General features: G+C 38.9%; 17 protein-coding genes. 9 read left to right on the top strand and 8 right to left on the bottom strand.

Annotation, left to right across the window (positions count from 1 at the left end):
* The first annotated feature begins 189 nt into the window (after positions 1–189).
* From purL to JCM17102_RS08720, 4 genes are all read left to right on the top strand, one after another.
* A complete protein-coding gene (gene purL / locus JCM17102_RS08735) occupies positions 190–3894 on the top strand; it encodes a phosphoribosylformylglycinamidine synthase (RefSeq protein WP_025074835.1) in 3705 nt (1234 codons plus the stop codon).
* 271 nt (positions 3895–4165) lie between these two features.
* Positions 4166–8173, top strand: coding sequence for a hybrid sensor histidine kinase/response regulator transcription factor (locus JCM17102_RS08730; protein ID WP_025074834.1), 4008 nt, complete (start codon positions 4166–4168; stop codon positions 8171–8173).
* On the top strand, positions 8170–8727 hold the full coding sequence (locus JCM17102_RS08725; RefSeq protein WP_025074833.1) for a chromate transporter: 558 nt from the start codon (positions 8170–8172) through the stop codon (positions 8725–8727). Before JCM17102_RS08730 ends, JCM17102_RS08725 begins: the two co-directional genes overlap by 4 nt.
* Positions 8728–8757: 30 nt before the next feature.
* Positions 8758–9306: a chromate transporter gene (locus JCM17102_RS08720; protein ID WP_025074832.1), complete on the top strand. Its 549-nt coding sequence runs from the start codon at positions 8758–8760 to the stop codon at positions 9304–9306.
* Between the two features lie 92 nt (positions 9307–9398).
* Here the strand turns inward: JCM17102_RS08720 and JCM17102_RS08715 are convergent, their stop codons facing one another.
* Positions 9399–10907 (bottom strand): glycoside hydrolase family 10-like protein, encoded by a 1509-nt coding sequence (locus tag JCM17102_RS08715; protein WP_025074831.1) that lies wholly within the window; start codon positions 10905–10907, stop codon positions 9399–9401.
* Between the two features lie 94 nt (positions 10908–11001).
* On the opposite strand from JCM17102_RS08715, the gene uvrA reads away from it, so the two are divergent.
* Complete coding sequence (gene uvrA / locus JCM17102_RS08710) at positions 11002–13773, top strand: excinuclease ABC subunit UvrA (RefSeq protein WP_025074830.1); 2772 nt, start codon at positions 11002–11004, stop codon at positions 13771–13773.
* Positions 13774–13849: 76 nt separating this feature from the next.
* Here uvrA and JCM17102_RS08705 read toward each other — a convergent pair whose 3' ends face one another.
* From JCM17102_RS08705 to JCM17102_RS08695, 3 genes are read right to left on the bottom strand one after another with little or no spacing between them, the layout of a single operon-like run.
* Entirely contained in the window at positions 13850–14335 is a 486-nt protein-coding gene (locus JCM17102_RS08705) for an outer membrane beta-barrel protein (RefSeq protein ID WP_025074829.1), read from the bottom strand.
* Positions 14336–14339: 4 nt separating this feature from the next.
* Positions 14340–14570, bottom strand: a complete 231-nt coding sequence (locus tag JCM17102_RS08700; protein WP_025074828.1) for a hypothetical protein — start codon at positions 14568–14570, stop codon at positions 14340–14342.
* On the bottom strand, positions 14567–15997 hold the full coding sequence (locus tag JCM17102_RS08695; protein ID WP_025074827.1) for a carbon starvation CstA family protein: 1431 nt from the start codon (positions 15995–15997) through the stop codon (positions 14567–14569). Before JCM17102_RS08695 ends, JCM17102_RS08700 begins: the two co-directional genes overlap by 4 nt.
* A 107-nt stretch (positions 15998–16104) precedes the next feature.
* On the opposite strand from JCM17102_RS08695, the gene JCM17102_RS08690 reads away from it, so the two are divergent.
* A complete protein-coding gene (locus JCM17102_RS08690; protein ID WP_025074826.1) occupies positions 16105–17562 on the top strand; it encodes a glycoside hydrolase family 10-like protein in 1458 nt (485 codons plus the stop codon).
* Between the two features lie 515 nt (positions 17563–18077).
* Here JCM17102_RS08690 and JCM17102_RS08685 read toward each other — a convergent pair.
* Complete coding sequence (locus JCM17102_RS08685) at positions 18078–19286, bottom strand: hypothetical protein (RefSeq protein WP_025074825.1); 1209 nt, start codon at positions 19284–19286, stop codon at positions 18078–18080.
* Between the two features lie 162 nt (positions 19287–19448).
* Here JCM17102_RS08685 and JCM17102_RS08680 point away from each other — a divergent pair, with 162 nt between their 5' ends.
* The 3 genes from JCM17102_RS08680 to nifJ are packed head-to-tail and all read left to right on the top strand — an operon-like array spanning position 19449 to position 24757.
* On the top strand, positions 19449–20627 hold the full coding sequence (locus JCM17102_RS08680) for an ATP-binding protein (protein WP_025074824.1): 1179 nt from the start codon (positions 19449–19451) through the stop codon (positions 20625–20627).
* A gap of 16 nt (positions 20628–20643) precedes the next feature.
* Positions 20644–21171, top strand: a complete 528-nt coding sequence (locus JCM17102_RS08675; protein WP_025074823.1) for a magnetosome magnetite crystal formation protein family — start codon at positions 20644–20646, stop codon at positions 21169–21171.
* A gap of 28 nt (positions 21172–21199) precedes the next feature.
* Positions 21200–24757: a pyruvate:ferredoxin (flavodoxin) oxidoreductase gene (gene nifJ / locus JCM17102_RS08670; protein ID WP_025074822.1), complete on the top strand. Its 3558-nt coding sequence runs from the start codon at positions 21200–21202 to the stop codon at positions 24755–24757.
* A 154-nt stretch (positions 24758–24911) separates the two neighbouring features.
* On the opposite strand, the gene JCM17102_RS08665 is transcribed toward nifJ, so the two are convergent.
* From JCM17102_RS08665 to JCM17102_RS08655, 3 genes are read right to left on the bottom strand one after another with little or no spacing between them, the layout of a single operon-like run.
* Entirely contained in the window at positions 24912–25259 is a 348-nt protein-coding gene (locus JCM17102_RS08665; protein WP_025074821.1) for an MGMT family protein, read from the bottom strand.
* 47 nt (positions 25260–25306) lie between these two features.
* Positions 25307–26425, bottom strand: coding sequence for a hypothetical protein (locus JCM17102_RS08660; protein ID WP_033886645.1), 1119 nt, complete (start codon positions 26423–26425; stop codon positions 25307–25309).
* Between the two features lie 2 nt (positions 26426–26427).
* On the bottom strand, positions 26428–26967 hold the full coding sequence (locus JCM17102_RS08655) for a hypothetical protein (RefSeq protein ID WP_033886644.1): 540 nt from the start codon (positions 26965–26967) through the stop codon (positions 26428–26430).
* Between the last annotated feature and the right edge of the window lie 9 nt (positions 26968–26976).

Genomic DNA, 26976 nt, shown 5'->3' with positions numbered 1-26976 from the left:
CATCCTTATATTTATGGACAAGTTGAATGCTAATACTGTGAGTCATATTAATAAGGTATAAGAATTTATTCCTTCTTTTTTTCTTACCACCAACGAAATTGATTATCTTTGCAGGCAAGAAAAAGAGAAGAAGTCACACAAGTGACTTTAATCGTAACTCAGTAAATTGTAAAATCGTAAATATACAACATGATTCTTTTTTTCAGAACCCCTTCCAAGAGCGTGATTGCCGTAGAGAGCAATCATCAGCTTACCCCGGACGAAAGTAATAAACTCTGCTGGCTTTTTGGAGAAGCCGTGACGGAAAGTGAAGAAAACCTGAAAGGCTGTTTCGTTGGTCCACGCCGCGAAATGATTACCCCCTGGAGTACAAACGCGGTAGAAATCACCCAAAACATGGGACTTGAAGGCATCAGCCGTATCGAGGAATATTTTCCTATAAAAGACGAAAATGCCGACCACGACCCTATGCTTCAACGTATGTACAAAGGTTTGGATCAGAATGTCTTTACCACCAATCGCCAACCGGAACCTATCATTTACATCGAAGACCTCGAAGCTTACAATGAAAAAGAAGGTCTTGCTCTCTCAAAAGATGAAATGGACTACTTGAAGAAAGTAGAAAGTGACCTCGGGCGTAAACTGACCGACTCTGAAGTTTTCGGATTCGCACAGATCAACTCCGAACACTGTCGTCACAAAATCTTTGGTGGTACATTTATCATTGACGGTGTAGAGCAGGAATCCTCGTTGTTCCAGATGATTAAAAAGACAACACAGGAAAATCCGAATAAAATCATATCTGCTTACAAAGACAATGTAGCTTTCGCCGAAGGTCCGGTTGTGGAACAGTTTGCTCCGGCAGACCATTCTAAACCTGATTTCTTCCAGATCAAGGATATTAAAAGTGTGATTTCCCTGAAAGCTGAAACTCATAACTTCCCTACCACCGTAGAACCGTTTAATGGTGCTTCTACCGGTACGGGTGGTGAAATCCGCGACCGTATGGGTGGTGGTAAAGGTTCATTGCCAATCGCAGGTACTGCTGTTTACATCACTTCATATCCCCGCACAGACGAAGAGCGTTCTTGGGAAGAAATTCTTCCGGTTCGCAAATGGTTATACCAGACTCCGGAACAAATCCTAATCAAAGCCTCTAACGGTGCCTCCGACTTTGGAAATAAATTCGGTCAGCCGCTGATTTGTGGTTCTGTACTGACTTTCGAGCATAAAGAAAACAATGAGACCTACGGTTACGACAAAGTAATCATGCTCGCTGGAGGTGTAGGTTACGGAACACAACGTGACTGTCTGAAAGGTTCACCAGAAGCAGGTAACAAAGTGGTTGTCATTGGTGGTGATAACTATCGTATCGGACTCGGTGGCGGTTCCGTTTCTTCTGTAGACACCGGACGTTATAGTAGCGGTATTGAGTTGAACGCCGTACAGCGCGCAAATGCAGAAATGCAAAAACGTGCCAATAATGTAGTTCGTGCTCTTTGTGAAGAAGAAGTAAATCCTGTCGTTTCCATCCACGACCATGGCTCAGCCGGACACGTAAACTGCCTGTCCGAACTGGTAGAAGAATGTGGTGGTCTGATTGACATGAGCAAATTGCCGATTGGTGACAAAACACTGTCTGCAAAAGAGATTATTGCCAATGAAAGTCAGGAACGTATGGGTCTACTGATCAAAGAAGAAGCGATCGAACATGTACGCAAGATTGCTGAACGTGAACGCGCTCCGATGTATGTGGTGGGTGAAACAACCGGTGACCATCGTTTTGCCTTCCAGCAAGCTGACGGTGTACGTCCTTTCGATCTTGCCGTAAACCAGATGTTTGGTTCTTCACCGAAAACTTATATGATAGACAAAACCGTAGAGCGTCATTACGAAATGCCAAAATACGAATTGTCTAAACTTCATGAATATCTGACCAACGTATTGCAACTCGAAGCTGTAGCCTGCAAGGATTGGTTGACTAATAAAGTAGACCGTTCTGTTACTGGTAAAGTAGCCCGTCAACAATGTCAGGGTGAACTTCAGTTGCCATTGAGCGACTGTGGTGTCGTTGCACTTGACTATCGTGGAGAAAAGGGTATTGCTACTTCTATCGGACATGCCCCGCAAGCAGCGTTGGCTGATCCGGCAGCAGGTTCTATCCTTTCCGTATCCGAAGCTCTGACTAACTTAGTATGGGCTCCGATGGCTGAAGGTATGGATAGCATTTCCTTATCAGCTAACTGGATGTGGCCCTGCCGTTCACAAGAAGGAGAAGATGCACGTCTGTACACTGCAGTTAAAGCATTGAGTGACTTCTGTTGTGCTTTACAAATCAACGTTCCTACCGGAAAGGACTCTTTATCTATGACTCAGAAGTATCCTGACGGAGAAAAAGTAATTTCACCGGGAACAGTGATCGTTTCTGCTGGCGGCGAAGTATCTGACGTAAAAAAGGTAGTATCCCCAGTACTGGTAAATAATGAAAAGACAACACTCTATCATATTGATTTCAGCTTCGACGAACTGAAACTGGGTGGTTCAGCTTTTGCCCAATCACTCGGTAAAGTGGGTGATGAAGTACCTTGCGTACAAGATGCTGAATATTTCCGCGATGCTTTCCTTGCTGTTCAGGAACTTGTAAACAAAGGATTGATTCTGTCAGGACATGATATTTCAGCCGGTGGTTTAATTACTACATTGCTCGAAATGTGTTTCTCTAATGTAGAGGGTGGTATGGAAATCAGTCTTGACAAGATGAAGGAAAAAGATATCATCAAGATTCTGTTTGCAGAAAATCCGGGTATCGTTATCCAGATCAGCGACAAGCACAAAGAAGAAGTGAAGAAGATTCTAGAAAATGCAGGAGTAGGCTATTTGAAGTTAGGTAAACCGACTGACGAACGTCACATCCTTGTATCTAAAGATGATGCAACTTATCAGTTTGGTATCGACTATATGCGCGATGTATGGTATTCTTCTTCTTATCTGCTCGACCGCAAACAGTCAATGAACGGTTGTGCCAAGAAACGTTTCGAAAACTACAAGATGCAGCCTGTTGAATTCGCATTTATGCCGGGCTTCAAAGGCAAACTTTCTCAATATGGAATCACTCCGGACCGTCGTACTCCGAGCGGTATCCGCGCAGCGATTATCCGCGAAAAAGGAACAAACGGTGAACGTGAAATGGCTTATTCACTTTATCTAGCTGGCTTTGACGTGAAAGACGTAACAATGACTGACTTGGTTAGTGGTCGTGAAACGCTGGAAGATGTAAACATGGTAGTTTACTGTGGTGGATTCTCTAACTCTGACGTGTTGGGTTCTGCAAAAGGATGGGCAGGTGCTTTCCTCTTCAACCCAAAAGCAAAGGAAGCATTGGATAAATATTACGCACGCGAAGACACATTATCATTAGGTGTTTGTAACGGTTGCCAATTGATGATGGAACTAAACCTTATCAACCCTGAATATAAGAAGAAAGGTAAAATGCTGCATAATGATTCTCATAAGTTTGAATCCCGCTTCTTAGGGGTCACTATCCCGACTAACCGTAGCGTAATGTTCGGTTCATTGAGTGGTAGCAAACTAGGTATCTGGGTAGCTCATGGAGAAGGAAAGTTCTCTTTACCGTACGATGAAGATAAGTATAATGTAGTTGCTAAGTACAGCTACGACGAATATCCAAGTAACCCAAATGGTTCTGACTACTCTATTGCAGGAGTTGCCAGCGCAGACGGACGACATTTGGCTATCATGCCGCACTTAGAGCGTGCAATCTTCCCATGGCAAAACGGTTGTTATCCTGCAGATCGCAAATACAGCGACCAGGTAACCCCATGGATAGAAGCATTTGTTAATGCTCGTAAATGGGTGGAAGAAAAAACAAAGTAAGCCATTCTTTCTGCAAATAAACAAAGGCTGTTGCTCAACGAAATGCAACAGCCTTTCTTTTTCAAAAATTCATACTTCTTGTGCTTGCATTTTACAACTTAACATCTGTAAATACACAAGATATACAATTTGTCACAAAATACGGAATTTGTTTAGCCATAAGAGCAATGTAATCTTATCCTAAAATTTGGTATTATCCAAAAAACTTTTTAATTTTGTGACACTTTCCCCCCTCAGAAAAAGATTCAATAACCCTAAAAGTCCTATTTGTATGAAAAAATGGCTTTTTCTTTTATTATTGTTTCCTATAATCTGCGTCGCCCAAACGTATCAATATCTTGGAGTGGAAGATGGATTAAGTAATCGGCGGGTATATTGTATTCAGAAAGATAAAACCGGTTACATGTGGTTCCTTACTCATGAAGGTATAGATAGGTACAATGGAAAAGAATTTAAACAATATAAATTAATGGATAATGGCATAGAATTAAATTCTTTGCTAAATCTTAATTGGTTATATATTGATAGAGAAGGTATCCTTTGGGAAATAGGAAAGAAGGGAAAAATATTCCGCTATGATCAGATACATGATAACTTTGTATGTGTTTACAAATTACCTGAGGAAGATTATGAGAATTCTCCGTCTCCTGTTAGCTTCAGTTGGCTTGACAACAATAATAACATCTGGCTGTGTAAGGAAAAGATAATATCGCTTTATAATACCCAGACGCAAAAAGTCGTCCAAGTACAAAACAAACTCAATGAACCTATTTCCGACATCGAGCAAATTGATAGTACACATTTCTTCATCGGTACCGAAATGGGGATTCATCATGCCAAGTTGGAAAACAATATCTTGGAACCTCTTCCTTGTGACAAACTAGACAATATCGGTATCCAGATTAATGATTTATATTTCGATCCGGAAATCCGTAAATTATTCATTGGAACTTTCCAACGTGGAATTATGGTATATGATATGGAGATAAAGTCTACCATACAACCCCTGTATAGTCTGACAGATATCAGTATCTCACGAATTAAGCCTTTTAACAAAAGAGAGTTACTGATAGCTACAGACGGTGGAGGTATCTATAAACTAAATGTTGATAATTATAAAACCGAACCTTATATTATTGCTAATTATAACAGTAATAATGAAATGAACGGTAATAGTATTAATGACGTATATATCGATGACGAAGAACGTATTTGGATGGCAAACTATCCCATCGGAATTACCATACGAAATAATCATTTTTCCAGTTACAAATGGATCAAGCATTCTATTGGTAACAAACAGTCATTAATTAATAATCAGGTAAATTCTATCATTGAAGATAGCGATGGCGATCTATGGTTTGGTACTAACAATGGAATAAGCCTGTTAGAATCTAGAACTGGGAAATGGAGTTCATTTCTAAGTTCCTTTGAGACAGGGCAAAAAAGCACAAATCATATTTTCACGACTTTATGTGAAGTAAGTCCTGGCATTATCTGGGCAGGAGGTTATTCTTCCGGTATATATGAGATCAACAAAAAGACCATGAGTACAGAGTATTTCACTCCTACTTCACACTCACATGAGAATATTCGACCGGATAAATATATGCGCGATATCCACAAAGATACTGATGGATATATATGGGCGGGAGGATACTATAATCTGAAGCGTATTGATTTACAAACCAGAGAGATACGTCTATATAAAGGACTTAACTCTATTACTGCTATTACAGAGAAAAACGAAAAAGAGATGTGGATAGGCAGTGCAAACGGACTTTGCCTTTTAAATAAAGAATCAGGAAGATTTGAACGTATTAAGCTTCCGGTAGAATCAACTTATGTCTATTCGCTATATCAAGCTCAAAACGGTTCTTTATATATAGGTACAAGTGGTTCCGGATTATTGATTTATGATCCGGATAAGAAACTGTTTAGTCATTATTATACAGATAATTGTGCATTGATTTCTAATAATATCTATACGATATTATCAGACGATGATAAAGATATACTTTTAGCCACAGAAAACGGGCTGACAAGTTTCTATCCCAAGCAAAAAACCTTCCACAACTGGACCAGTGAAATGGGACTTATGACAACGCATTTTAATGCATTGTCCGGTATTCTTCGTAAAAATAATAATTTTATATTAGGTAGTGTAGATGGAGCTGTTGAATTCAATAAAGATATGAAGTTGCCCAGAAGTTACTCCACCAAAATGGTACTGAGTGACTTCAAACTGTTCTATCAGACCGTTTATCCTGGAGATGCAGGCTCTCCACTGGAAGTGGATATTGATCAGACTAAAAAGTTACGATTAAAATCTAATCAGAATATTTTTTCGATAATGGTTTCTTCCATTAACTACGATTATCCTTCAAATATCCTTTATTCATGGAAGTTAGAAGGATTCTATGATGAATGGAGTAAACCCGGAACTGAAAACATCATCCGTTACACGAATCTGGCTCCTGGGAAATATATACTTCGGATACGTGCTGTTTCCAACGAAGACAAAAATATCGTAATTGGAGAAAGAAAAATAGATATTAGCATTGACCAACCCTTCTGGCTGACAGCATGGGCAATGTTGATTTATATCATTGGTATCATTGGGGTAGCTACGGCTACATTGCGTATCCTGATTTTAAGAAAACAACGAAAAGTATCTGACGATAAGATACAATTCTTCATTAATACAGCGCATGACATCCGAACTCCGCTAACATTAATCAAAGCACCAATGGAGGATGTACGCGAAAAAGAACAATTAAGCAAGGAAGGGGTAATGAATATGAATACTGCCCTACGAAATGTAAATGCATTGTTGCGACTGACAACTAACCTTATCAATTTTGAAAGAGCAGATGTATACTCTTCAGAATTATATATATCTGAGCATGAATTGAATACATTTATGAATGACATATTTAATGCTTTCCAGCCTTATGCCAATATTAAACATATCAATTTCACATACGAAAGTAATTTCCGGTATTTAAACGTATGGTTTGATAAAGAGAAAATGGAATCTATTCTAAAGAACATAATTTCTAATGCACTGAAATATACCCCTGAGAATGGATGTGTTCAGATTCTTGTTACAGAAAATAGTGAATCTTGGAGTGTGGAAGTACATGATACCGGAATTGGTATTCCCGCCAATGAACAAAAGAACTTATTCAAACTTCATTTCAGAGGTAGTAATGCCATTAATTCTAAGATTACCGGAAGTGGTATTGGATTGATGCTTGTTTGGAAACTTGTTAAGTTGCATAAAGGAAAAATAAACTTATCAAGTGTAGAGAACCAAGGATCGGTCATCAAAATTATTTTCCCGAAAGATAGTAAACGTTTCCGTAAGGCGCATTTGGCTCTTTCAAATAAACGACCGAAAGAAGTCGTTAGTAATAATAACTTTCCTCCTGCCGGAATTTATGAAAATATCCAGAAAAAACAGAATCCAGATCAACAACGTATTTTGATTGTTGAAGATAATGATGAATTACGCAATTATCTGCTACAAACGTTATCAGAAGATTATACTGTGCAGACTTGTTCCAACGGAAAAGAAGCACTAACCATTATACCGGAATATAAACCGGAATTAGTTATTTCCGATATCATGATGCCCGAAATGCGTGGAGACGAATTATGTAATACAATTAAGAATAACATTGAAACTTCGCATATACCTATTATCTTATTAACTGCTCTGAATAATGAAAAGGATATTTTATCAGGGTTAAAAATCGGTGCGGATGAATATATTGTCAAACCGTTCAATATCGGAATATTAAAAGCTACTGTTACCAATCTATTGGTTAATCGTGCTCTTCTACGAAACAAATATGCCAATCTGGAGATAGATGAAGAAGAGAATAACGATGAAAATAACATTAATTGTTCTAAAGATATTGATTGGAAATTCTTAGCGAATGTAAGAAAGCATGTAGAAGATAACATTGATAATCCAGCTCTTACAGTAGATGTACTTTGTAGTCTTGTTGGCATGAGCCGTACTAGTTTTTACAACAAACTAAGAGCACTCACCGACCAACCACCAGCTGACTTCATACGATTAATCCGCTTGAAACGAGCTGTACAGTTATTGAAAGAAGGAAATTATAATGTTACTGAAATATCTGAAATGGTAGGATTTAATGACGTTAAATATTTTCGTGAAGTATTTAAGAAACGGTATAATGTAAGTCCAAGCCAATACGGGAAAGAAAATAATACGGATAAGGAAGGAGGAATATCTAAAGAATGAACATTTATCTTGAATCATTTGGAATCTTTTTTAAAATAGGTGCCTTTACCATCGGTGGAGGGTATGCGATGGTACCACTTATTGAAAATGAAATTGTTACTAAGCGAAAGTGGATAGCTCAAGAAGATTTTATTGATCTATTGGCTATTTCCCAGTCTGCACCAGGAATCTTGGCAGTAAATATTTCAATTTTTATAGGATACAAACTACGTGGCATTCGTGGAAGTATTGTCACTGCATTAGGAACTATTTTACCTTCATTTATCATCATCCTAGCCATCGCTCTGTTTTTCCATAACTTCAAAGATAATCCGATTGTCGAACGTATTTTTAAAGGTATCCGTCCTGCTGTAGTGGCTTTGATTGCTGCTCCAACTTTCACTATGGGAAAATCAGCAAAAATCAACCTTTATAATTTGTGGATTCCTGTTGTTTCAGCTTTATTAATTTGGCTATTAGGCTTCTCTCCTATCTGGATTATTATTGCTGCCGGCGTAGGAGGTTTTCTTTGGGGAAAATTCAAATCGACTAAAGATAAAACTGGAAAAATATAATGTTAAAACACATAATTTGTAATTAGAGACATGATATATATTCAATTGTTCTATACGTTTTTCAAAATTGGATTGTTTGGCTTTGGAGGAGGTTATGCTATGCTTTCAATGATTCAGGGAGAAGTAGTAACCCGCTATGAATGGTTAAGTTCGCAAGAATTCACAGACATTGTCGCTATAAGCCAAATGACTCCCGGGCCAATCGGAATCAATGCAGCTACCTATGTAGGTTTTACTGCCACTGGTAGTATCTGGGGATCTATTATTGCAACATTTGCAGTAATATTTCCGTCCTTTATCCTTATGCTGACAATCAGTAAATTCTTCTTGAAATACCAGAAGCATCCAGTAGTAGAATCGGTCTTCAATGGTTTGCGCCCGGCTGTAGTCGGACTATTAGCTTCGGCAGCTTTAGTGTTGATGAATACAGAGAATTTTGGATCACCAACAAAAGATACTTACTCATTTGTTATCAGTATCATTATCTTCTTGGTTGCTTTTATTGGAACCCGAAAGTATAAAGCTAATCCTATTTTAATGATTATTGTTTGCGGGATAGCTGGATTACTGCTTTACTAAATAATTAAAGGACTAATAAAGAATGAAGAATAACTATGCAGCATGATAGCGCAGCCAATTCTTCATTCTTTATTTTAGTCCTTTATCTCTTTTTACAGCTTTACTTTTTTACTAACAGATTTTGACTCGTTTTGCAAACGGTCTAAAGCTGTCACTACATAACGATACTTCGTTTTCCCATCATCGTATGGAAGTTTATAAAAAGGATTGCGGGTAATAGCTACAATATGCGAAGGATCTTCAATATCTACTTTTTCTTTCGATCCAAAACGATAAACTACATATTGAACTGCTTTATCCATCTCTGTATCTGCTTTCGGTGCTGTCCAGAAAAGGATATACCCATCTTCAGTCCATACTTTTTTCACTTTACGAACTTTATCGGGAGCTTTGTTATCCATAAAATCAAATACTGGAATCAAAGCCGGATATTTATGATATTCCTGTATCAAAGCGTCCCGATATTGACCTGTGTTTTCAACCAATGCAGCTGCATACCATTGGCAACTTCCTCCAATAGTTTGGTAGGCTCGTTGCAATGCCATCTTTCGCGGAAGCTGATTGATAGAAGGATTTTGAGGATCAGCATTCTGTACTGTATTCATTATAGACTGACCTATAAATAACGGACGGTTCTCTGAATGTTTTGCCCACCATTTAACCAATGTCTCGTAATCGGCAGCCTTATGACCTATTTCCCAATAAATTTGTGGAATATTATAATCAATCCATCCTTCGCGTGCCCACAACAGAACATCTGCGTACAAATCATCATAATTTTGCAATCCATTTGTGTTGCTACCCAACGGATCGGACTTTTGATTACGGTAAATACCAAATGGACTTACTCCAAACTTCACCCATGGTTTTACTCCACGCACTGTCTCATGAATCTTTTTAATCAATATATTGACATTACTTCTACGCCAATCAGCCTTATTGCTAAAACCGCCACCGTAACGGGCAAAACTTGCATCATCCGGAAAATCAAGTCCTTTGACCGGATAAGGATAGAAATAATCATCCATATGAATAGCATCTACATCATAACGCGATACAATATCAGTAATAATCTTACAAATATACTCACGACTCTCAGGTAATGCCGGATCGAAAAATAATTGGTCACCATAAGTAACAAACCATTCAGGATGCTCATTATAGATATGTGTAGGAGCAAGCTGATTCTTCAATGAAGTCTTTGTACGATAAGGATTAATCCAAGCATGAAACTCCATATTACGTTTATGACATTCCTCAATCATAAACTGCATCGGATCCCACATCGGAGATGGCATCTGTCCTTGAGTACCCGTTAGGAACCGACTCCACGGTTCATATTGGGAAGCATACAAAGCATCGGCCTCGGGACGTACCTGAAAGATAATCGCATTGATACCCGCTCCCTGAAGAGAATTCAACTGGCTAATCAATGTCTGCTTCAATGTCTCTGTAGGAATACCACGAAACTGCCCGTTTACAGCTTGTATCCATGCAGCACGAAACTCTCGTTTGGGATATTTATTTCCCGAAGGCACCTGTGCCCCTACTTCTACAGCCAGAAGAAGAGCTAAAAAGAAAAGATAATTTTTCAGATTCATAATGTTCTTAAATCATAATAATGTGACGCAAAGATAATACAAACTCTCGATAAATTCGTTAACTTTGCCGACTACCATAAAAAAGGAGTATTTTATGTCAGAAAACAAATATATCTCAATCAAGGGAGCACGGGTTAATAATCTTAAAAACATTGACGTAGATATTCCCCGTAACAAACTTGTCGTTATTACAGGGTTATCAGGTTCAGGCAAATCGTCACTTGCTTTTGATACCCTCTACGCAGAAGGACAGCGCCGATATGTAGAAAGTCTCAGCAGCTATGCACGTCAGTTTCTGGGACGAATGAGTAAACCTGAATGTGATTTTATCAAAGGAATTCCGCCTGCCATTGCCATTGAACAGAAAGTAAACAGTCGAAATCCACGTTCGACTGTAGGCACTTCTACTGAAATCTATGAATATTTACGTCTGCTTTATGCTCGTGTCGGAAAGACTTATAGCCCTATCAGCGGTCAGGAGGTAAAGAAACATTCGACTGAGGATATTGTCAATTGTATGTTATCTTATCCCGAAGGAATCAGATACACTGTATTGACTCCTATAAGACTTCGCGAAAACCGTACTTTACAGCAGCAACTGGAGATAGACCTGAAACAAGGTTTCAACAGAGTAGAAGTAAACGGTGAGATGAAACGTATCGATGAGTATAACTATACAAAAGGGGATGACGTTTATCTTTTAATAGACCGTATGGCTGTAGCTAGTAGCAAAGATGCTATCAGTCGACTAACAGACTCTGCAGAAACTGCAATGTATGAAGGCGACGGTACTTGTATTCTACGTTTCTACCTTTCAGATGGAACAACACAACTACATACTTTTAGTTCCAAATTCGAAGCAGATGGCATTATTTTCGAGGAACCTAATGACCAGATGTTTTCTTTTAATTCTCCAATTGGAGCTTGTCCTGTATGTGAAGGATTCGGTAAAGTGATCGGTATCGATGAACATTTGGTCGTTCCTGATCGCTCTTTATCTGTATACGAAGGTGCTATCGTTTGTTGGCGAGGTGAGAAAATGGGAGAATGGAAAGAAGAACTTATTCACAATGCGGATAAATTTGATTTCCCGATTTTCACTCCTTATTATGAACTAACAGACGAACAACGGAGGATTCTTTGGGAAGGAAATCAATATTTTCACGGTATCAATGATTTCTTCAAGATGCTGGAGGAAAGTCAATATAAAATACAATACCGTGTTATGCTGGCTCGTTATCGGGGAAAAACGCTCTGTCCGAAATGCCATGGTACACGTCTGAAACCGGAAGCCGGGTATGTACGGGTAAATGGAAGAAACATTTCCGAATTAGTAGATTTACCAATTACGGATTTAAAACAGTTCTTCGATCATTTGCAACTGAATGAACACGATAGCAATGTAGCACGCCGTATCCTGATTGAAATCAATAGTCGTATTCGCTTTTTAATTGATGTAGGATTAGGATATCTGACGTTAAACCGACTCAGCAATTCACTATCCGGAGGTGAAAGCCAACGTATAAATTTGGCAACCTCATTAGGAAGCAGCCTCGTTGGCAGTCTTTATATTCTTGATGAGCCAAGTATCGGGCTACATAGTCGTGACACAGATCGTCTGATTCATGTATTGCGTCAGCTGCAACAATTAGGAAATACCGTTGTTGTGGTAGAACACGATGAGGAAATTATTCGTGCTGCCGATTACATTATCGATATTGGTCCTAATGCCGGACGCTTAGGGGGAGAGGTTGTATATCAAGGCGATATGAAAGACTTAAAAAAAGGCAGCAATAGTCACACTGTCCGTTATCTTTTAGGAGAAGAAGAAATCCCTGTTCCCAATCATCGCCGTCCATGGAATAATTATATCGAGCTAAAAGGAGCACGTGAAAATAATCTGAAAGGAGTTAATGTACGCTTTCCGCTCAATGTAATGACAGTCGTTACAGGTGTTTCGGGCTCAGGAAAGAGTACATTAGTACGTGACATCTTCTATCGTGCATTAAAACGTGAACTCGATGAATGCAGTGATCGTCCCGGAGAATTTTCTTCTATCGGAGGCAGTATACAGGATTTACGAAATATTGAATTTGTAGACCAGAATCCAATAGGTAAATCATCGCGTTCAAATCCAGTTACCTACATCAAGGCATACGATGAGATTCGTAAGCTATGGGCAGATCAACCTTTAGCGAAACAAATGGGATATACCGCCGGATTCTTTAGTTTCAACAGTGAAGGGGGACGTTGTGAAGAATGTAAGGGTGAAGGAACTATTACCGTAGAGATGCAATTTATGGCAGACTTGGTATTGGAGTGTGAATCTTGTCATGGGAAGCGATTCAAATCTGATACATTAGAAGTTAAGTTTCAGAATAAGAACATCTATGATGTATTGGAGATGACAGTCAATCAGGCTATCGAGTTCTTTACCGAACATGGGCAAAAAAAGATCGTGAAAAAACTCCTCCCTTTACAAGATGTAGGTCTAGGATATATAAAATTAGGACAATCCTCTTCAACTTTATCTGGTGGTGAAAACCAACGTGTGAAATTAGCATTCTATTTAAGCCAAGAAAAAGCAGATCCGACTATGTTTATATTTGACGAACCTACTACCGGATTACATTTCCACGACATCCGCAAACTATTGGATGCTTTCGATGCACTGATCCGTCGCGGACACAGTATTGTAATCATTGAACATAATATGGATGTTATCAAATGTGCTGATTATGTTATTGATCTAGGACCGGAAGGTGGAGATAAAGGCGGAAATATTGTGGCAGTAGGTACTCCTGAAGAAGTGGCCGCCTGCGGGGCAAGCTATACGGGGCAATTCCTAAAAGAAAAGCTCAATTAAAAATGAAAGACTAATAATGAAGAATTACTTACAGTGTATATGGTGTGTAACTTATTCTTCATTATTAGTCCTTTATTTAAAAGTAGAATCCAAATCCTACCTTAATTCCAAAACGAGACATATCTCCGTCATTAAAACGCCATTTGTAATAAACGGCAGGTTCAATCGTTACCGTACGGGAAAGAAAAAAAGCATAACCTGCTTCTATACCTAATCCCCAATCAGTCTGATGGTTTCCACCACTCCAACGAAAACGGTTCCAATCAAGTCCGCCACCTAGATAGACACCGGTTTTATTGAAATAGAATCGCATTCCTGTACCTATTGTATATTCATCCACTGGTTTCGACCAGTCGGCACCGAGATTCACCATCAATGCGATACCGTCTACAAGGAATGTACCGGCTTGTGCACCGATTCCAAATCTTGCCTTATCATTTTTACTGTACGAAAAATCCAATCCGGAAACAGAAGGATTAATAATCGTAGTTCCTTTTTCAAACTGTGCCTGTGCAGCCATTGAAACGACCAATAGGCAAATAGCTAAAGCTAATTTCTTCATGAATTTACTTTTTTGAGTGAATAGATTGTTCGTCTTTATTTCGGCGTTCGCGCATCTGTTCTTTTTTGCGAAGCACTAACCATAGAAGTAATACAATGACATAAGACACTGCCACTGTAAGCCACTTTTCTAAATTGCTAACTTCCGTATTACGAGGCAACAGATAAGCAGCCGTTACTGATACATAAATAAAGAATGCTATTGCAACCTTTGTTGATTTTCTTATTTTCTTCATTCTGATAATTTTCCTGTCTTTTGTCGCCCAAACCATACAAAGAACCAAATAACAGCAACCACTACACAACTAATGCCGATATAGTAAGAAAGCATATGCGAAAGTCCTAAACCTTCGGGCGCAATACATATATAAGTAGAACAAACACAAGTCATAAACAAAGCAGGTATCAACGTTATCCAATAAGGCTTTTTTGAAACCGCTAGATAAACCGTTATTGCCCATAACGTAAATACAGCCAGTGTTTGATTAGCCCAGGCAAAATAACGCCATATCATATTAAATCCATTTGCATCTTGTAAACTATATAAAAGTAACCCAATAGCTACAGCAAACATTGGAATACATATATACAAACGACGGCGCATACTCTTTTGTTCCAATCCCAGAAAGTCAGCCACAATCAAACGAGCGGAACGGAAGGCTGTATCTCCCGAAGTTATGGGGGCTGCAATTACTCCTAAAATAGCCAGCACACCTCCAATAGTCCCCAACCATCCTTTAGTAATTGAGTCTACTATCACAGAAGCATTACTTTCTTCCATCCCATTCTCATGAAAGAAATAAGTAGCAGCGGCAGCCCAAATTAAAGCTACAATACCTTCGGTTATCATTGCTCCATAAAATACCGGACGTCCATGATGCTCTGATGTCATACAACGCGCCATCAACGGACTTTGTGTAGCATGAAAGCCGGAAATAGCACCACAAGCAATACTGACAAACATAATAGGAAAAATAGGAAGTTTATCCGCTTCAGGATTGGTATTCTGCAATCCGTCCCAAAGTTCCGGCAACGCCGGATGATAAATATAAAGCATCACCAAGATACCAACTGCCATAAAAAGTAAAGCAATCGCAAAGATCGGATAGATTTTACCAATAATCTTATCGACTGGAAGCAACGTTGCCAAAATATAATAAATAAAGACTACTATAATCCAAAACGTAGCATCCAGACTCTCAGGCGTCAGTTTGGCTAATAATCCAGCCGGACCTGCTACAAAGACAGCACCTACTAAAATCATTAAAAGAACTGTAAATCCTCTCATAATCTGTTTGGTAGTTAATCCCAAATAACGACCTATTATTTCAGGAAGACTTTCACCACCATAACGTAAAGACAACATTCCTGCAAAATAGTCATGAACTGCACCTGCAAAGATACTCCCCAGTACAATCCATAAATAGGAAGAAATTCCAAATTTAGCTCCCATAATAGCACCGAAGATCGGACCTAACCCAGCAATATTAAGGAATTGAATCATGAATATTTTCCAAGTAGGTAATGGAATATAATCCACCCCATCGGCTTTCGTAAGAGCCGGAGTTTTACGGTCATCCGGGCCAAAAATACGTTCCATCAGACGCCCGTATGTAAAATAGCCCACTATCAGCGCTAGCAGGCAAAGAGTAAATGTAATCATGGCGTGTTATTTTAACTGTCGCAAATGTAACATAATCTCACGAAATCACACAACAATACCGACACTTTTACTAACTTTGCAGGGAATTTAGACAAAAAATAAGGAATATGCACCGATTTATTTTCATTCTTTTACTTTTGTTTCCCCTCATTTTCATCATGGCACAACCTAAATTTGAAGTTCGTGCCGCTTGGCTCACAGCTGTATATGGCTTGGATTGGCCTCGCACAAAAGCTACGAATCCACAAACGATTCGTCAGCAGAAGGAAGAATTGGTAGATATTCTTGATAAATTGAAAACGGCCAACTTTAACACGGTTCTATTTCAAACACGTACACGTGGTGATGTTTTATATCCATCAGCCATCGAACCTTTCAATTCCATACTGACTGGAAAAGTTGGAGGAAATCCCGGATATGATCCTTTAGCTTTTGCAATCGAAGAATGCCACAAGCGAGGTATGGAATGTCATGCTTGGATGGTATCAATTCCTTTAGGTAATAAAAAACATGTTGCTTCTCTTGGTAATCAATCTGTAACTAAAAAAATAAAAGATATCTGTGTCCCTTACAAGAACGAATATTTTTTAAATCCAGGTCATCCGGGAACTAAAGAATATTTAATGAAATTAGTACGGGAAGTAGTAGGGAATTATGATGTGGACGGTGTCCACTTCGACTATCTGCGTTACCCGGAAAATGCTCCTCTTTTCCCGGATAGATATGACTTCAAACGATATAACCAAGGCCGTACATTAGAACAGTGGCGGAGGGACAATATATCTGAAATCGTAAGATATATATATAAAGGGGTTAAAGCAATGAAACCTTGGGTAAAGGTCAGTACCTGTCCTGTTGGCAAGTACCGAGATACATCACGCTACTCCTCACGAGGATGGAATGCTTTTTATACTGTCTATCAGGATCCGCAAGGCTGGCTCGGAGAAGGAATTCAGGATCAGATATATCCAATGATGTATTTTCAGGGTAACAGTTTCTATCCTTTTGCTCTCGACTGGCAAGAACAAAGTAACGGACGACAAATTATTCCGGGACTTGGCATTTATTTCCTTCATCCCGATGAAGGGAATTGGACCCGCGATGAAGTAGATCGTCAGATCAATTTCATACGTAGTCAGAAGATGGCGGGAGAAGGACATTACAGAGTAAAATATCTGATGGACAACACGCAAGGAATATATGATGAACTCATTGAAAATTTCTATGCTTATCCAGCTTTACAACCACCCATGCCTTGGCTGGATAATGTTCCTCCATCCGCTCCTTCAGATTTGAAAATCACTACCATTGATTACGGATATACAGAGCTGAACTGGAAAGAAGCTACAGACAATGATCAACGAAATAAACCAATGTATATAATTTACGCTTCAAATGAATTCCCGGTAGATATTAATAACCCTAAAAATATTGTATCTCAAAATGTTCGTGAAACGAATTATATCTATGCCCCCATCCTACCTTGGAATGCAAAAAAGTATTTCGCTATCACTGCAATCGACCGATATGGGAACGAAAGTAAGGCTGTGCAAGGAAGTACATAAGACTTTCGTCATCGTCATATTTTAGCATATTACCCTATAAATCAAGCACATGCATTGCGTCATCTTTTTAAAGGAAATAAATGACGTACAGACCAGACGCTTACCTCAAGCGAAAACAGTCAGAAAGAAGTTCCTTCATGTTATCTCACTGATATATAGAAATATATCATAAAACATGACGAACAGTTTATCTGTTTTCAAATAAACAAATTCACCGTTTCTTTCCTGAAAACTTGTACTTGAGTTGTCCAAATGATGTAATAGACTTAACTGGATGAAGTATATCTCTGACTGAATTGTCCTATAGAAGTTGTATACTTGTTGTACTAGACTCAACTAAGTGATGTACTTAAAATAAAAAGATCGTAATGTTTAAAATAAACACCTTTATAGTTTTAAAAAAAGATCGAATAGTATGAATACAAACTTCTCATAGATTAAACCACTCAATTCAAAGATAATAAGTTAATCTATGTATTAACATGCAATTAACGCTATAAAAAAATCACATCGGCTCACTTCATTCCGGAAACTTTATCAGTAACTTCTATCCAAGCACGATACTGGCTCCGAGACGTCACAGGTACCAAAGGCAAATAACCGTCACATACACGCCCATTTTCTACACGTAAAGGAAAAGCAGCAATCATTCGCTCATGCTCTTTCAGAGCTATCCCTACCTCAGGATAATAAGCAATTCGGAACATACCTCCTGCTTTAGAAGACAAATAACGGTCTGTCAGAAAACGAGCTATCATTCCCATATTCATTCTCAAATTAATTTCTACACATGGGTGAACCCGATAAATGGGACATCCATCTGGGAAATGACAAATCATCATATCTACTCCAAGATAACCACAATACAGATGACCAAACAGATTTGTTAATTCTTCTTTCAAACGATTTTGTAACTGAAGTAATTCTTCCAATGGCACATAACCTGACAATTTATGCAAAAAACCTTCATCTGAAAGAAGTTCATTACCCGCATACATACCACTCCTACCTGTATGGAAAACAGAATATCCGGCAAATCTGACTTTCCCTTTTCCATCAGAATGGAATTCCATAGCAAAGTCAATCACCTTATTATATATAGGTTCCCCAATCACTCCCCCTTGTAAAGCAGCCACACGAGTACACCATCCTGAAATAAAAGAAGTAAATATTCCTTTACACCAATTTAATCCTTTTCCGCTTCCGGAAAGTGGCGCTTTCAACAAACAAGCTGTCCGACTTTCAACAAAAGACTTCCATTCAGCCGGTGTTTTAAAATAAAATGATTCACCACAAAAATACTCATCCAACTGTAACTTTGGAAGTAAATCCACAGCATGAGAACGATGTGAATAATCTCTCAAAGAAACTAAATACTCCTCAGAAGGCAATTGTGATCTATCTATTCCCAACGACAACAAACGCTTTCGTAAAGCTGGGTCCCACCCCCACGGAAAGAACTTCCATTCCGTCTCATCAGCAACTTCCGGCTCTGTTATTAATTGGGCCATATCTCCCAAAAGAGCTTGAATTTCCTTCAAAAAGTTCATATTATAAGCCGAAGGAGCCAGTACTTTTGCTTCCTTTTCAGCATACCAAACAGGGAGTAAAGCCAAATCAGTTGCCATCTGGCGAGCAGAAGCCGGTGCCATATAATTCGTCTCACCACTTGCCATTGCCAAATCATGTTCGGGATTAAAAATATAAAGTGACTTTTTCTCCATTTTAAATGTGATTAAAACATTATTCTGCAAATATATACAGGAAATAATCAGGAAGTCTCACAATATAGAGAAACTTATGCTCTAAAGCATATTTTTGCTATCTCTACTTTGCAAAGACTAAAAAAAGCAGTATATTTGCCATCCGAAAACCAAAGAACAGAAATGGAATCATTCTATCGCACACACGCTTACCTTGTCGAACACACAAATGCTCCTGTTCGCCGTGATCTTATGGATGAGATCGACTGGAGTGACCGTTTGATTGGTATTAAAGGGACACGTGGCGTAGGAAAAACCACTTTCCTCCTCCAATACGCCAAAGAGAAATTCGGAACCGATCGTTCTTGTTTGTTCATCAATATGAATAACTTTTATTTCTCGGGACATAGTCTCGTAGACTTTGCTAATGAGTTTCAGAAACGGGGAGGAAAAGTCTTACTGATCGATCAGGTATTCAAACATACAGAATGGAGTAAAGAGTTACGCATGTGCTACGACCGATACCCTAATCTGAAAATTGTATTTACGGGTTCTTCTGTCATGCGATTGAAAGAAGAAAATCTTGAATTACGTGATATTGTTAAGAGCTATAATCTACGTGGTTTTTCTTTCCGTGAATACCTAAATTTGCAAACAGGAATGAAATTCCGTTCTTATAGCCTTGAGGAAATTCTCAACAGCCATGAACAAATAGCCAAAGGGGTACTTTCTAAAGTCCGTCCGTTGGATTATTTTCAGGATTACATTCATCATGGTTTCTACCCGTTCTTCCTTGAAAAGCGTAATTTCTCGGAGAATTTATTGAAGACAATGAACATGATGGTGGAAGTAGATATTTTACTTATCAAACAAATTGAACTGAAATATCTTTCAAAGATAAAAAAATTACTATATTTGTTGGCTGTCGATGGTCCAAAGGCTCCCAATGTCAGTCAATTGGCCAGCGATATACAGACTTCCCGTGCGACGGTAATGAATTATATCAAGTATTTGGCAGATGCACGCCTCATCAATCTGGTTTATCCTAAGGGAGAAGAGTTCCCTAAAAAACCATCAAAGATTATGATGCACAACTCTAACTTGATGTATTCTATTTATCCGGTTAAAGTGGAGGAACAAGATGTACTCGATACCTTTTTCGTTAATACTTTATGGAAAGATCATAAAGTGTACAAAGGGGATAAAAATACTTCATTTTTAGTAGATGAAGTAATGCCGTTCAAGATTTGTCTTGAAGGCACAAGAGTAAAAAACAATCCAGAGGTGATTTATGCTCTGCATAAGGCAGAAATAGGTCGTGGAAATCAGATACCTCTCTGGATGTTTGGATTCTTATACTAATACAAAAAGTACGATTATGAATTACAAGAAGTTAGATGAATTAAACAAACTACGCCAGTCCGGTGCACTGACTGAAGAAGAATTTAAGACTGAGAAACAGAAGTTATTCGCTGAAGATGAAACTATAAATTCCTGTCCTAGCCAAGAGATTCCAATGGGATTGCAGGAAAGTTCTTATCTGGCTTTAATGAACTTTCTAATCCTTGTTCCTTATGTTGGATGGATCATTCCTATCGTATTATGGGCAATGGGTAAGAATTCTTCGGAACAAATCAACAAACAAGGAAAATATATCCTAAACTGGTATATCACTTGGTTTATTTTTGGAATAATATTTGTAATAGCATTTGTTGCCAGTCTTCCCGCTGCAATTGCAAGCGGAGCGCTTTCAAACGCACTCGGACTTTTCGGAAGTATATTCTGGCTTTTGCCTGTTAGTGCTATTATTTGTATTTTATGCTTGATTTTTCCTGTTATAGGAGGAATCAAGGGACTGAACGGACAAGTATGGAAATACCCGCTTTCCATTCCATTTTTGAAATAATTTATTTACTTAAATATTTAATTTTGTTATGACTAAACAAAAGAAATTCATCACTTGTGATGGTAACCAAGCTGCAGCACATATCTCATATATGTTTTCTGAAGTAGCAGCTATCTACCCCATCACCCCTTCTTCGACTATGGCTGAGTACGTAGACGAATGGGCTGCCGCAGGACGTAAGAACATCTTCGGCGAAACAGTATTGGTACAAGAAATGCAATCAGAAGCCGGTGCAGCAGGAGCTGTTCATGGTTCATTACAAGCTGGTGCATTGACCACTACTTATACCGCTTCTCAAGGTCTTCTCCTGATGATACCTAACATGTATAAAATTGCTGGTGAATTCTTGCCTTGCGTATTCCACGTATCCGCACGTACATTGGCTTCTCATGCTCTGTGTATCTTCGGTGACCACCAAGATGTTATGTCTACTCGCCAAACAGGTTTTGCTATGTTGGCAGAAGGTTCCGTACAGGAAGTTATGGACTTAGCCGGTGTAGCTCACTTAGCTACTATTAAAACTCGTGTACCATTCGTAAACTTCTTCGACGGATTCCGTACTTCTCACGAAATTCAGAAGATCGAAATGTTGGAAAACGAGGATCTTGCTCCGCTAGTTGACCAAGAAGCATTAGCTGAATTCCGTGCCCGCGCACTCAATCCAATGAATCCGGTTGCTCGTGGTATGGCTGAAAATCCTGACCATTTCTTCCAACATCGTGAATCATGCAACAGCTTCTATGAAACAGTTCCGGCTGCCGTAGAAGAATATATGAATGAAATTTATAAGATCACAGGCCGCAAATATGGTTTGTTCGATTACTATGGTGCAGAAGATGCAGAACGCGTAATTATCGCAATGGGTTCTGTAACAGAAGCTGCTCGCGAGGCTATCGACCACTTGGTAGAAAATGGCGAAAAAGTTGGTATGGTTGCTGTACACTTGTATCGTCCGTTTTCTGCTAAACACTTCTTGGCTGCTGTACCTAAGACTGTTAAGAGTATTGCTGTACTTGACCGTACAAAAGAACCGGGTGCTAACGGTGAACCTCTATATCTTGACGTTAAAGACTGCTTCTACGGTGCAGAAAATGCTCCGGTAATTGTTGGTGGTCGTTATGGTTTGGGCTCAAAAGATACTACTCCTGCTCAGATTATCGCAGTATTTAAGAATCTGGCTATGCCAATGCCAAAGAATCACTTCACTATTGGTATTGTAGACGACGTTACCTTCACATCTCTTCCACAGGAAGAAGAAATTGCTTTGGGTGGTAAAGGTATGTTCGAAGCTAAATTCTATGGTTTGGGTGCTGACGGTACTGTAGGTGCTAACAAGAACTCTGTCAAGATTATCGGTGACAACACTGACAAACACTGCCAAGCTTATTTTTCTTACGATTCTAAGAAATCAGGTGGTTTCACTTGTTCTCACTTACGTTTCGGTGATACTCCAATCCGTTCTACATATTTGGTAAACACACCGAACTTCGTTGCTTGCCACGTACAGGCTTATTTGCACATGTACGATGTAACCCGTGGTTTGCGTAAGAATGGTTCTTTCTTGCTGAATACAATCTGGAAAGACGAAGAACTCGCTAAGAACTTGCCTAATAAGGTAAAGAAGTATTTCGCTAAGAACAATATATCCGTATATTACATCAACGCAACTCAAATTGCACAGGAAATTGGTTTAGGTAACCGTACCAACACCATTCTTCAATCAGCATTCTTCCGTATCACAGGTGTAATTCCTGTAGAACAAGCTGTTGAGCAGATGAAGAAATTCATCGTTAAGTCTTACGGTAAGAAAGGGGAAGATGTTGTTAATAAGAACTATGCTGCTGTTGATCGTGGCGGTGAATACCAACAACTGACTATTGATCCGGCTTGGGCTAACCTGCCAGACGATGCAAAAGTTGAAAACAATGATCCGGCATTCATCAATGAAGTTGTTCGTCCTATCAACGCACAAGACGGTGATTTGTTGCCAGTATCTGCATTCAAAGGAATTGAAGATGGTACTTGGATACAAGGAACTTCCCAATATGAAAAACGTGGTGTTGCAGCTTTCGTTCCTGAATGGAATGCAGAAAACTGTATCCAATGTAACAAATGTGCTTATGTTTGCCCTCACGCTTCTATCCGTCCGTTCGTACTCGATGCAGAAGAGCAAAAAGGTGCTAACTTCACTCAACTGAAAGCCGTAGGTAAAGCATTTGATGGTATGACATTCCGCATTCAGGTAGACGTTCTCGACTGTCTGGGTTGTGGTAATTGTGCTGATATTTGTCCGGGTAATCCGAAGAAGGGTGGCAAAGCATTGACTATGAAACATCTTGAAAGCCAATTAGCTGAAGCATCTAACTGGGAATACTGCGTTAAAGAAGTGAAGAGCAAACAACACTTAGTTGATATCAAGGCTAACGTGAAGAACTCTCAATTCGCTACTCCATTGTTTGAGTTCTCCGGTGCTTGTTCCGGTTGCGGTGAAACTCCGTATGTAAAACTGATTTCTCAGTTATTCGGTGATCGCGAAATGGTTGCTAATGCTACCGGATGTTCTTCTATTTACTCTGGTTCTGTTCCTTCTACTCCGTATACTAAGAACGAAAAAGGTCATGGTCCTGCTTGGGCTAACTCATTGTTCGAGGATTTCTGCGAATTCGGTTTGGGTATGGAATTGGCTAACGAAAAGATGCGTGCTCGTATCGTGAAGTTATTCAATAACATTTTAGCATCTGATAATGCTCCTGCTGAAGTCAAAGAAGTTCTGAAATCATGGATTGAAAACATGAACGATGCAGACAAGACAAAAGAACTTGCGCCTCAGATTGAAGCTATTATTGAACAAGGCATTGCTGCTGGTTGTCCAAATAGCAAAGAATTAAAAGGTCTGACTCAATATCTTGTTAAACGCAGCCAATGGATCATTGGTGGTGACGGTGCTTCATACGATATCGGTTACGGTGGTCTTGATCACGTAATTGCTTCCGGCAAGGATGTTAATATCCTCGTTTTGGATACTGAAGTTTACTCTAACACAGGTGGTCAGTCTTCTAAAGCTACTCCAGTAGGTGCTATCGCTAAGTTTGCTGCTGCTGGTAAGCGCGTACGTAAAAAAGACCTTGGTTTAATGGCTACTACTTATGGTTATGTTTACGTTGCTCAGATCGCTATGGGCGCTGACCAAGCTCAGACTCTGAAAGCTATTCGTGAGGCTGAAGCATATCCTGGACCATCCTTGATCATCGCTTACGCTCCATGTATCAACCACGGTTTGAAAGCAGGTATGGGTAAGAGTCAGGAAGAAGAAGAAAAGGCTGTTGCATGTGGATACTGGCACTTGTGGCGCTATAACCCAGCTTTGGAAGCTGAAGGAAAAAATCCGTTCCAACTGGATAGTAAAGAACCAAATTGGGCTGAATTCCAACCGTTCTTGAAGAATGAAGTTCGTTACTCTTCAGTAATGAAGCAGTATCCTACTGAAGCTGCTGAATTATTCCAAGCTGCTGAAGACAATGCTAAGTGGCGTTATAATAGCTACAAGCGTCTAGCTAAAAGCAACTGGGGTGCAGACATTGAATAATAAGTAATCATCCTTTATATTAAAAGGTAGAAATCTTGAAACTGATTTCTACCTTTTTTTGTTTATATCTTATGAAATGACTGTCCTCAAACAAAAGAACAATAAGATATATGATTGGAGCATTATTTGCGTTATCGGCATTATACAGACATTTCTACGAAAAAAAAGAATGTCCGAGCGGCTGAAATAAGTGTTTTTTCATATCCACACAACCATTGCATTTAAAGGTTACCCCTTCTTCCAATAGCAACTTTTTTTGTTCTTCCCATCCAGGCACAAGTCTACCTGCCGCATTAACTACCCGATGACAAGGAACAGACAAATCTTGAGACACTTGTTTTAATGCGCGACCCACCATACGAGAATATTGAGGAAAACCCAGCAGAGCAGCAATCTCTCCATAAGTAGAAACTTTACCTATAGGAATTTCCATCACAACTCTATATACATTGCTACAAAATTCTTCAGATAAAACGGTTTTATTTTCTTTATAGTCTTTCATCACCTGCTCATTTCCAAATTCAATGACTTCATATTTCTTTCCATAATCTAAATTCCTTTTTTACTATTATTAGCATTTATTACCGGAAAAAACATCAACTCGACTTTTGCCGGATTCAGCGTATATTTACCTGTATAGCGTGGTAACAGTGGAATGTTAAACCGATAAGTACCTATCGGCAATCTTTCACTAAAGATAACTGTCTTCTCTTTGAAATACTCACGATATACTTCACATCCAGAAGTATAAACCGGTTTTGAGTCATAACTACATCCCGCAGGAAAAGGTAAATGAATTTTCTTTTTCTTCTTGCCACCATAATCCAATAATGCTTCCATAAGACGTTCTTCTTCCAAATCGAACAACGACAAGCAAAGGGTATCTCCCTGTATGGTATTACGAATTTCATAACAAGAATGATAGAATGTAGCTTCACTACGCTGTTCCAGCCGCTGATTATCTAAAGTATATAACACTACTTCCACATTATATACGCAGTTAGAAGCACCAAATAAATTTGAAGGAATATCCACTGTCGCCTTACCTAAAGCATCCAATTCTACCTGCATAGCCATCAAAGTATCGGGAAGTTCCAATAATTCCGAATAGGATTTCAGAACCTCCTGTCTTCTGACAGTCACATCCACAACAGTTTCCCGCAAAGGAAGCCCATTCACCTCTGTGGCACAAATATTCAAACGGCTCTTATTAGGAAAGTAATGTGTATGTGATTCTAAATTCAATTGCAATTTATTTCCACTTAGTTCATAATCCTCATATACAAATTCCGTCGTAGCAACAACACGCTCGCGTGCATCTCTAAATTGCATACTGTACCTTTGCCCCAGTTTCAGTTCCAAAGAATCCACTAATTGAAATTTTCCGGCAAAACCTCTAGGATGATAAGGATTGACAGATCGTATTTTCTTAAATGGATGTTGTCCACCTGTACGTAACCATAAAGAAAGTTCCTGCCTTAATGCTCTTTTATATCTGGAAAGAGCATAAGACTTGAATCGCACTGTTTCACCAGGCTTATACTTATTTTTATCAGTAATCAAATAACTATAAAAATCAGGCTTACCACTGTATGAACTTCCACCATTCCAAAGTGAGACAAAATGCTTTGTTAAATTGAAGACCGCACGAAATTTATCCAATTCCATAGTTAGAATATGTTGTTCATTATTAACCAATTATCATCTGTATATGTATAGCTTATCTCTTCGTAATCTATAACCTGACCATCAACACGAACTTTGGCATCCCCTCGTATTGTCCCTAAAAAATCGACTACTTGCAAAGACAACATCCCATATTCTTTAAAAAGAAAAACTTGAAAAGGAATTGCCGATGCATATTGGTAACGAACTTCATTTCGGTATACATCAGCCAATAAGAAATCCCCCACAGAAGGTAGGTCTTCCCATGTTTTCGTAAAACTAGCGAATGGTGTCTTCAACACTTTATCCCAATATTTTTGCTTGAACTTTCCTTTAATAAGTTTCAATGCTTCCTTATTTGTCAGCTCAAAAAACATAGTCTCCCGAGAGCTCTTTTCCCAAGTTGTTGATTGGCCATATATCCAACCGGATAGAAATAATACCCCACACAGCAAAAAACTTTTAAAACAGAAGTATTTAGCAATCATAGTATTAATAGTTATCCTCTTTACAAAAATAAGAATTAAAAATAAGTCAGCCTTCAAACTTCATAT

The organism is Bacteroides faecichinchillae JCM 17102 (assembly GCF_000614145.1).
GTDB classification, from domain to species: Bacteria; Bacteroidota; Bacteroidia; order Bacteroidales; family Bacteroidaceae; genus Bacteroides; species Bacteroides faecichinchillae.
This window is presented reverse-complemented; position numbering and strand designations above follow the sequence as displayed.

Coding starts and splice junctions, on each gene's coding strand:
- JCM17102_RS08680 (WP_025074824.1), top strand. CDS start 19,449: ATGGAATCATTCTATCGCACACACGCTTACCTTGTCGAACACACAAAT.
- JCM17102_RS08675 (WP_025074823.1), top strand. CDS start 20,644: ATGAATTACAAGAAGTTAGATGAATTAAACAAACTACGCCAGTCCGGT.
- JCM17102_RS08705 (WP_025074829.1), bottom strand. CDS start 14,335: ATGAAGAAATTAGCTTTAGCTATTTGCCTATTGGTCGTTTCAATGGCT.
- JCM17102_RS08730 (WP_025074834.1), top strand. CDS start 4,166: ATGAAAAAATGGCTTTTTCTTTTATTATTGTTTCCTATAATCTGCGTC.
- nifJ (WP_025074822.1), top strand. CDS start 21,200: ATGACTAAACAAAAGAAATTCATCACTTGTGATGGTAACCAAGCTGCA.
- JCM17102_RS08720 (WP_025074832.1), top strand. CDS start 8,758: ATGATATATATTCAATTGTTCTATACGTTTTTCAAAATTGGATTGTTT.
- JCM17102_RS08690 (WP_025074826.1), top strand. CDS start 16,105: ATGCACCGATTTATTTTCATTCTTTTACTTTTGTTTCCCCTCATTTTC.
- JCM17102_RS08700 (WP_025074828.1), bottom strand. CDS start 14,570: ATGAAGAAAATAAGAAAATCAACAAAGGTTGCAATAGCATTCTTTATT.
- JCM17102_RS08715 (WP_025074831.1), bottom strand. CDS start 10,907: ATGAATCTGAAAAATTATCTTTTCTTTTTAGCTCTTCTTCTGGCTGTA.
- JCM17102_RS08695 (WP_025074827.1), bottom strand. CDS start 15,997: ATGATTACATTTACTCTTTGCCTGCTAGCGCTGATAGTGGGCTATTTT.
- purL (WP_025074835.1), top strand. CDS start 190: ATGATTCTTTTTTTCAGAACCCCTTCCAAGAGCGTGATTGCCGTAGAG.
- JCM17102_RS08725 (WP_025074833.1), top strand. CDS start 8,170: ATGAACATTTATCTTGAATCATTTGGAATCTTTTTTAAAATAGGTGCC.
- JCM17102_RS08660 (WP_033886645.1), bottom strand. CDS start 26,425: ATGGAATTGGATAAATTTCGTGCGGTCTTCAATTTAACAAAGCATTTT.
- uvrA (WP_025074830.1), top strand. CDS start 11,002: ATGTCAGAAAACAAATATATCTCAATCAAGGGAGCACGGGTTAATAAT.
- JCM17102_RS08665 (WP_025074821.1), bottom strand. CDS start 25,259: ATGAAAGACTATAAAGAAAATAAAACCGTTTTATCTGAAGAATTTTGT.
- JCM17102_RS08685 (WP_025074825.1), bottom strand. CDS start 19,286: ATGGAGAAAAAGTCACTTTATATTTTTAATCCCGAACATGATTTGGCA.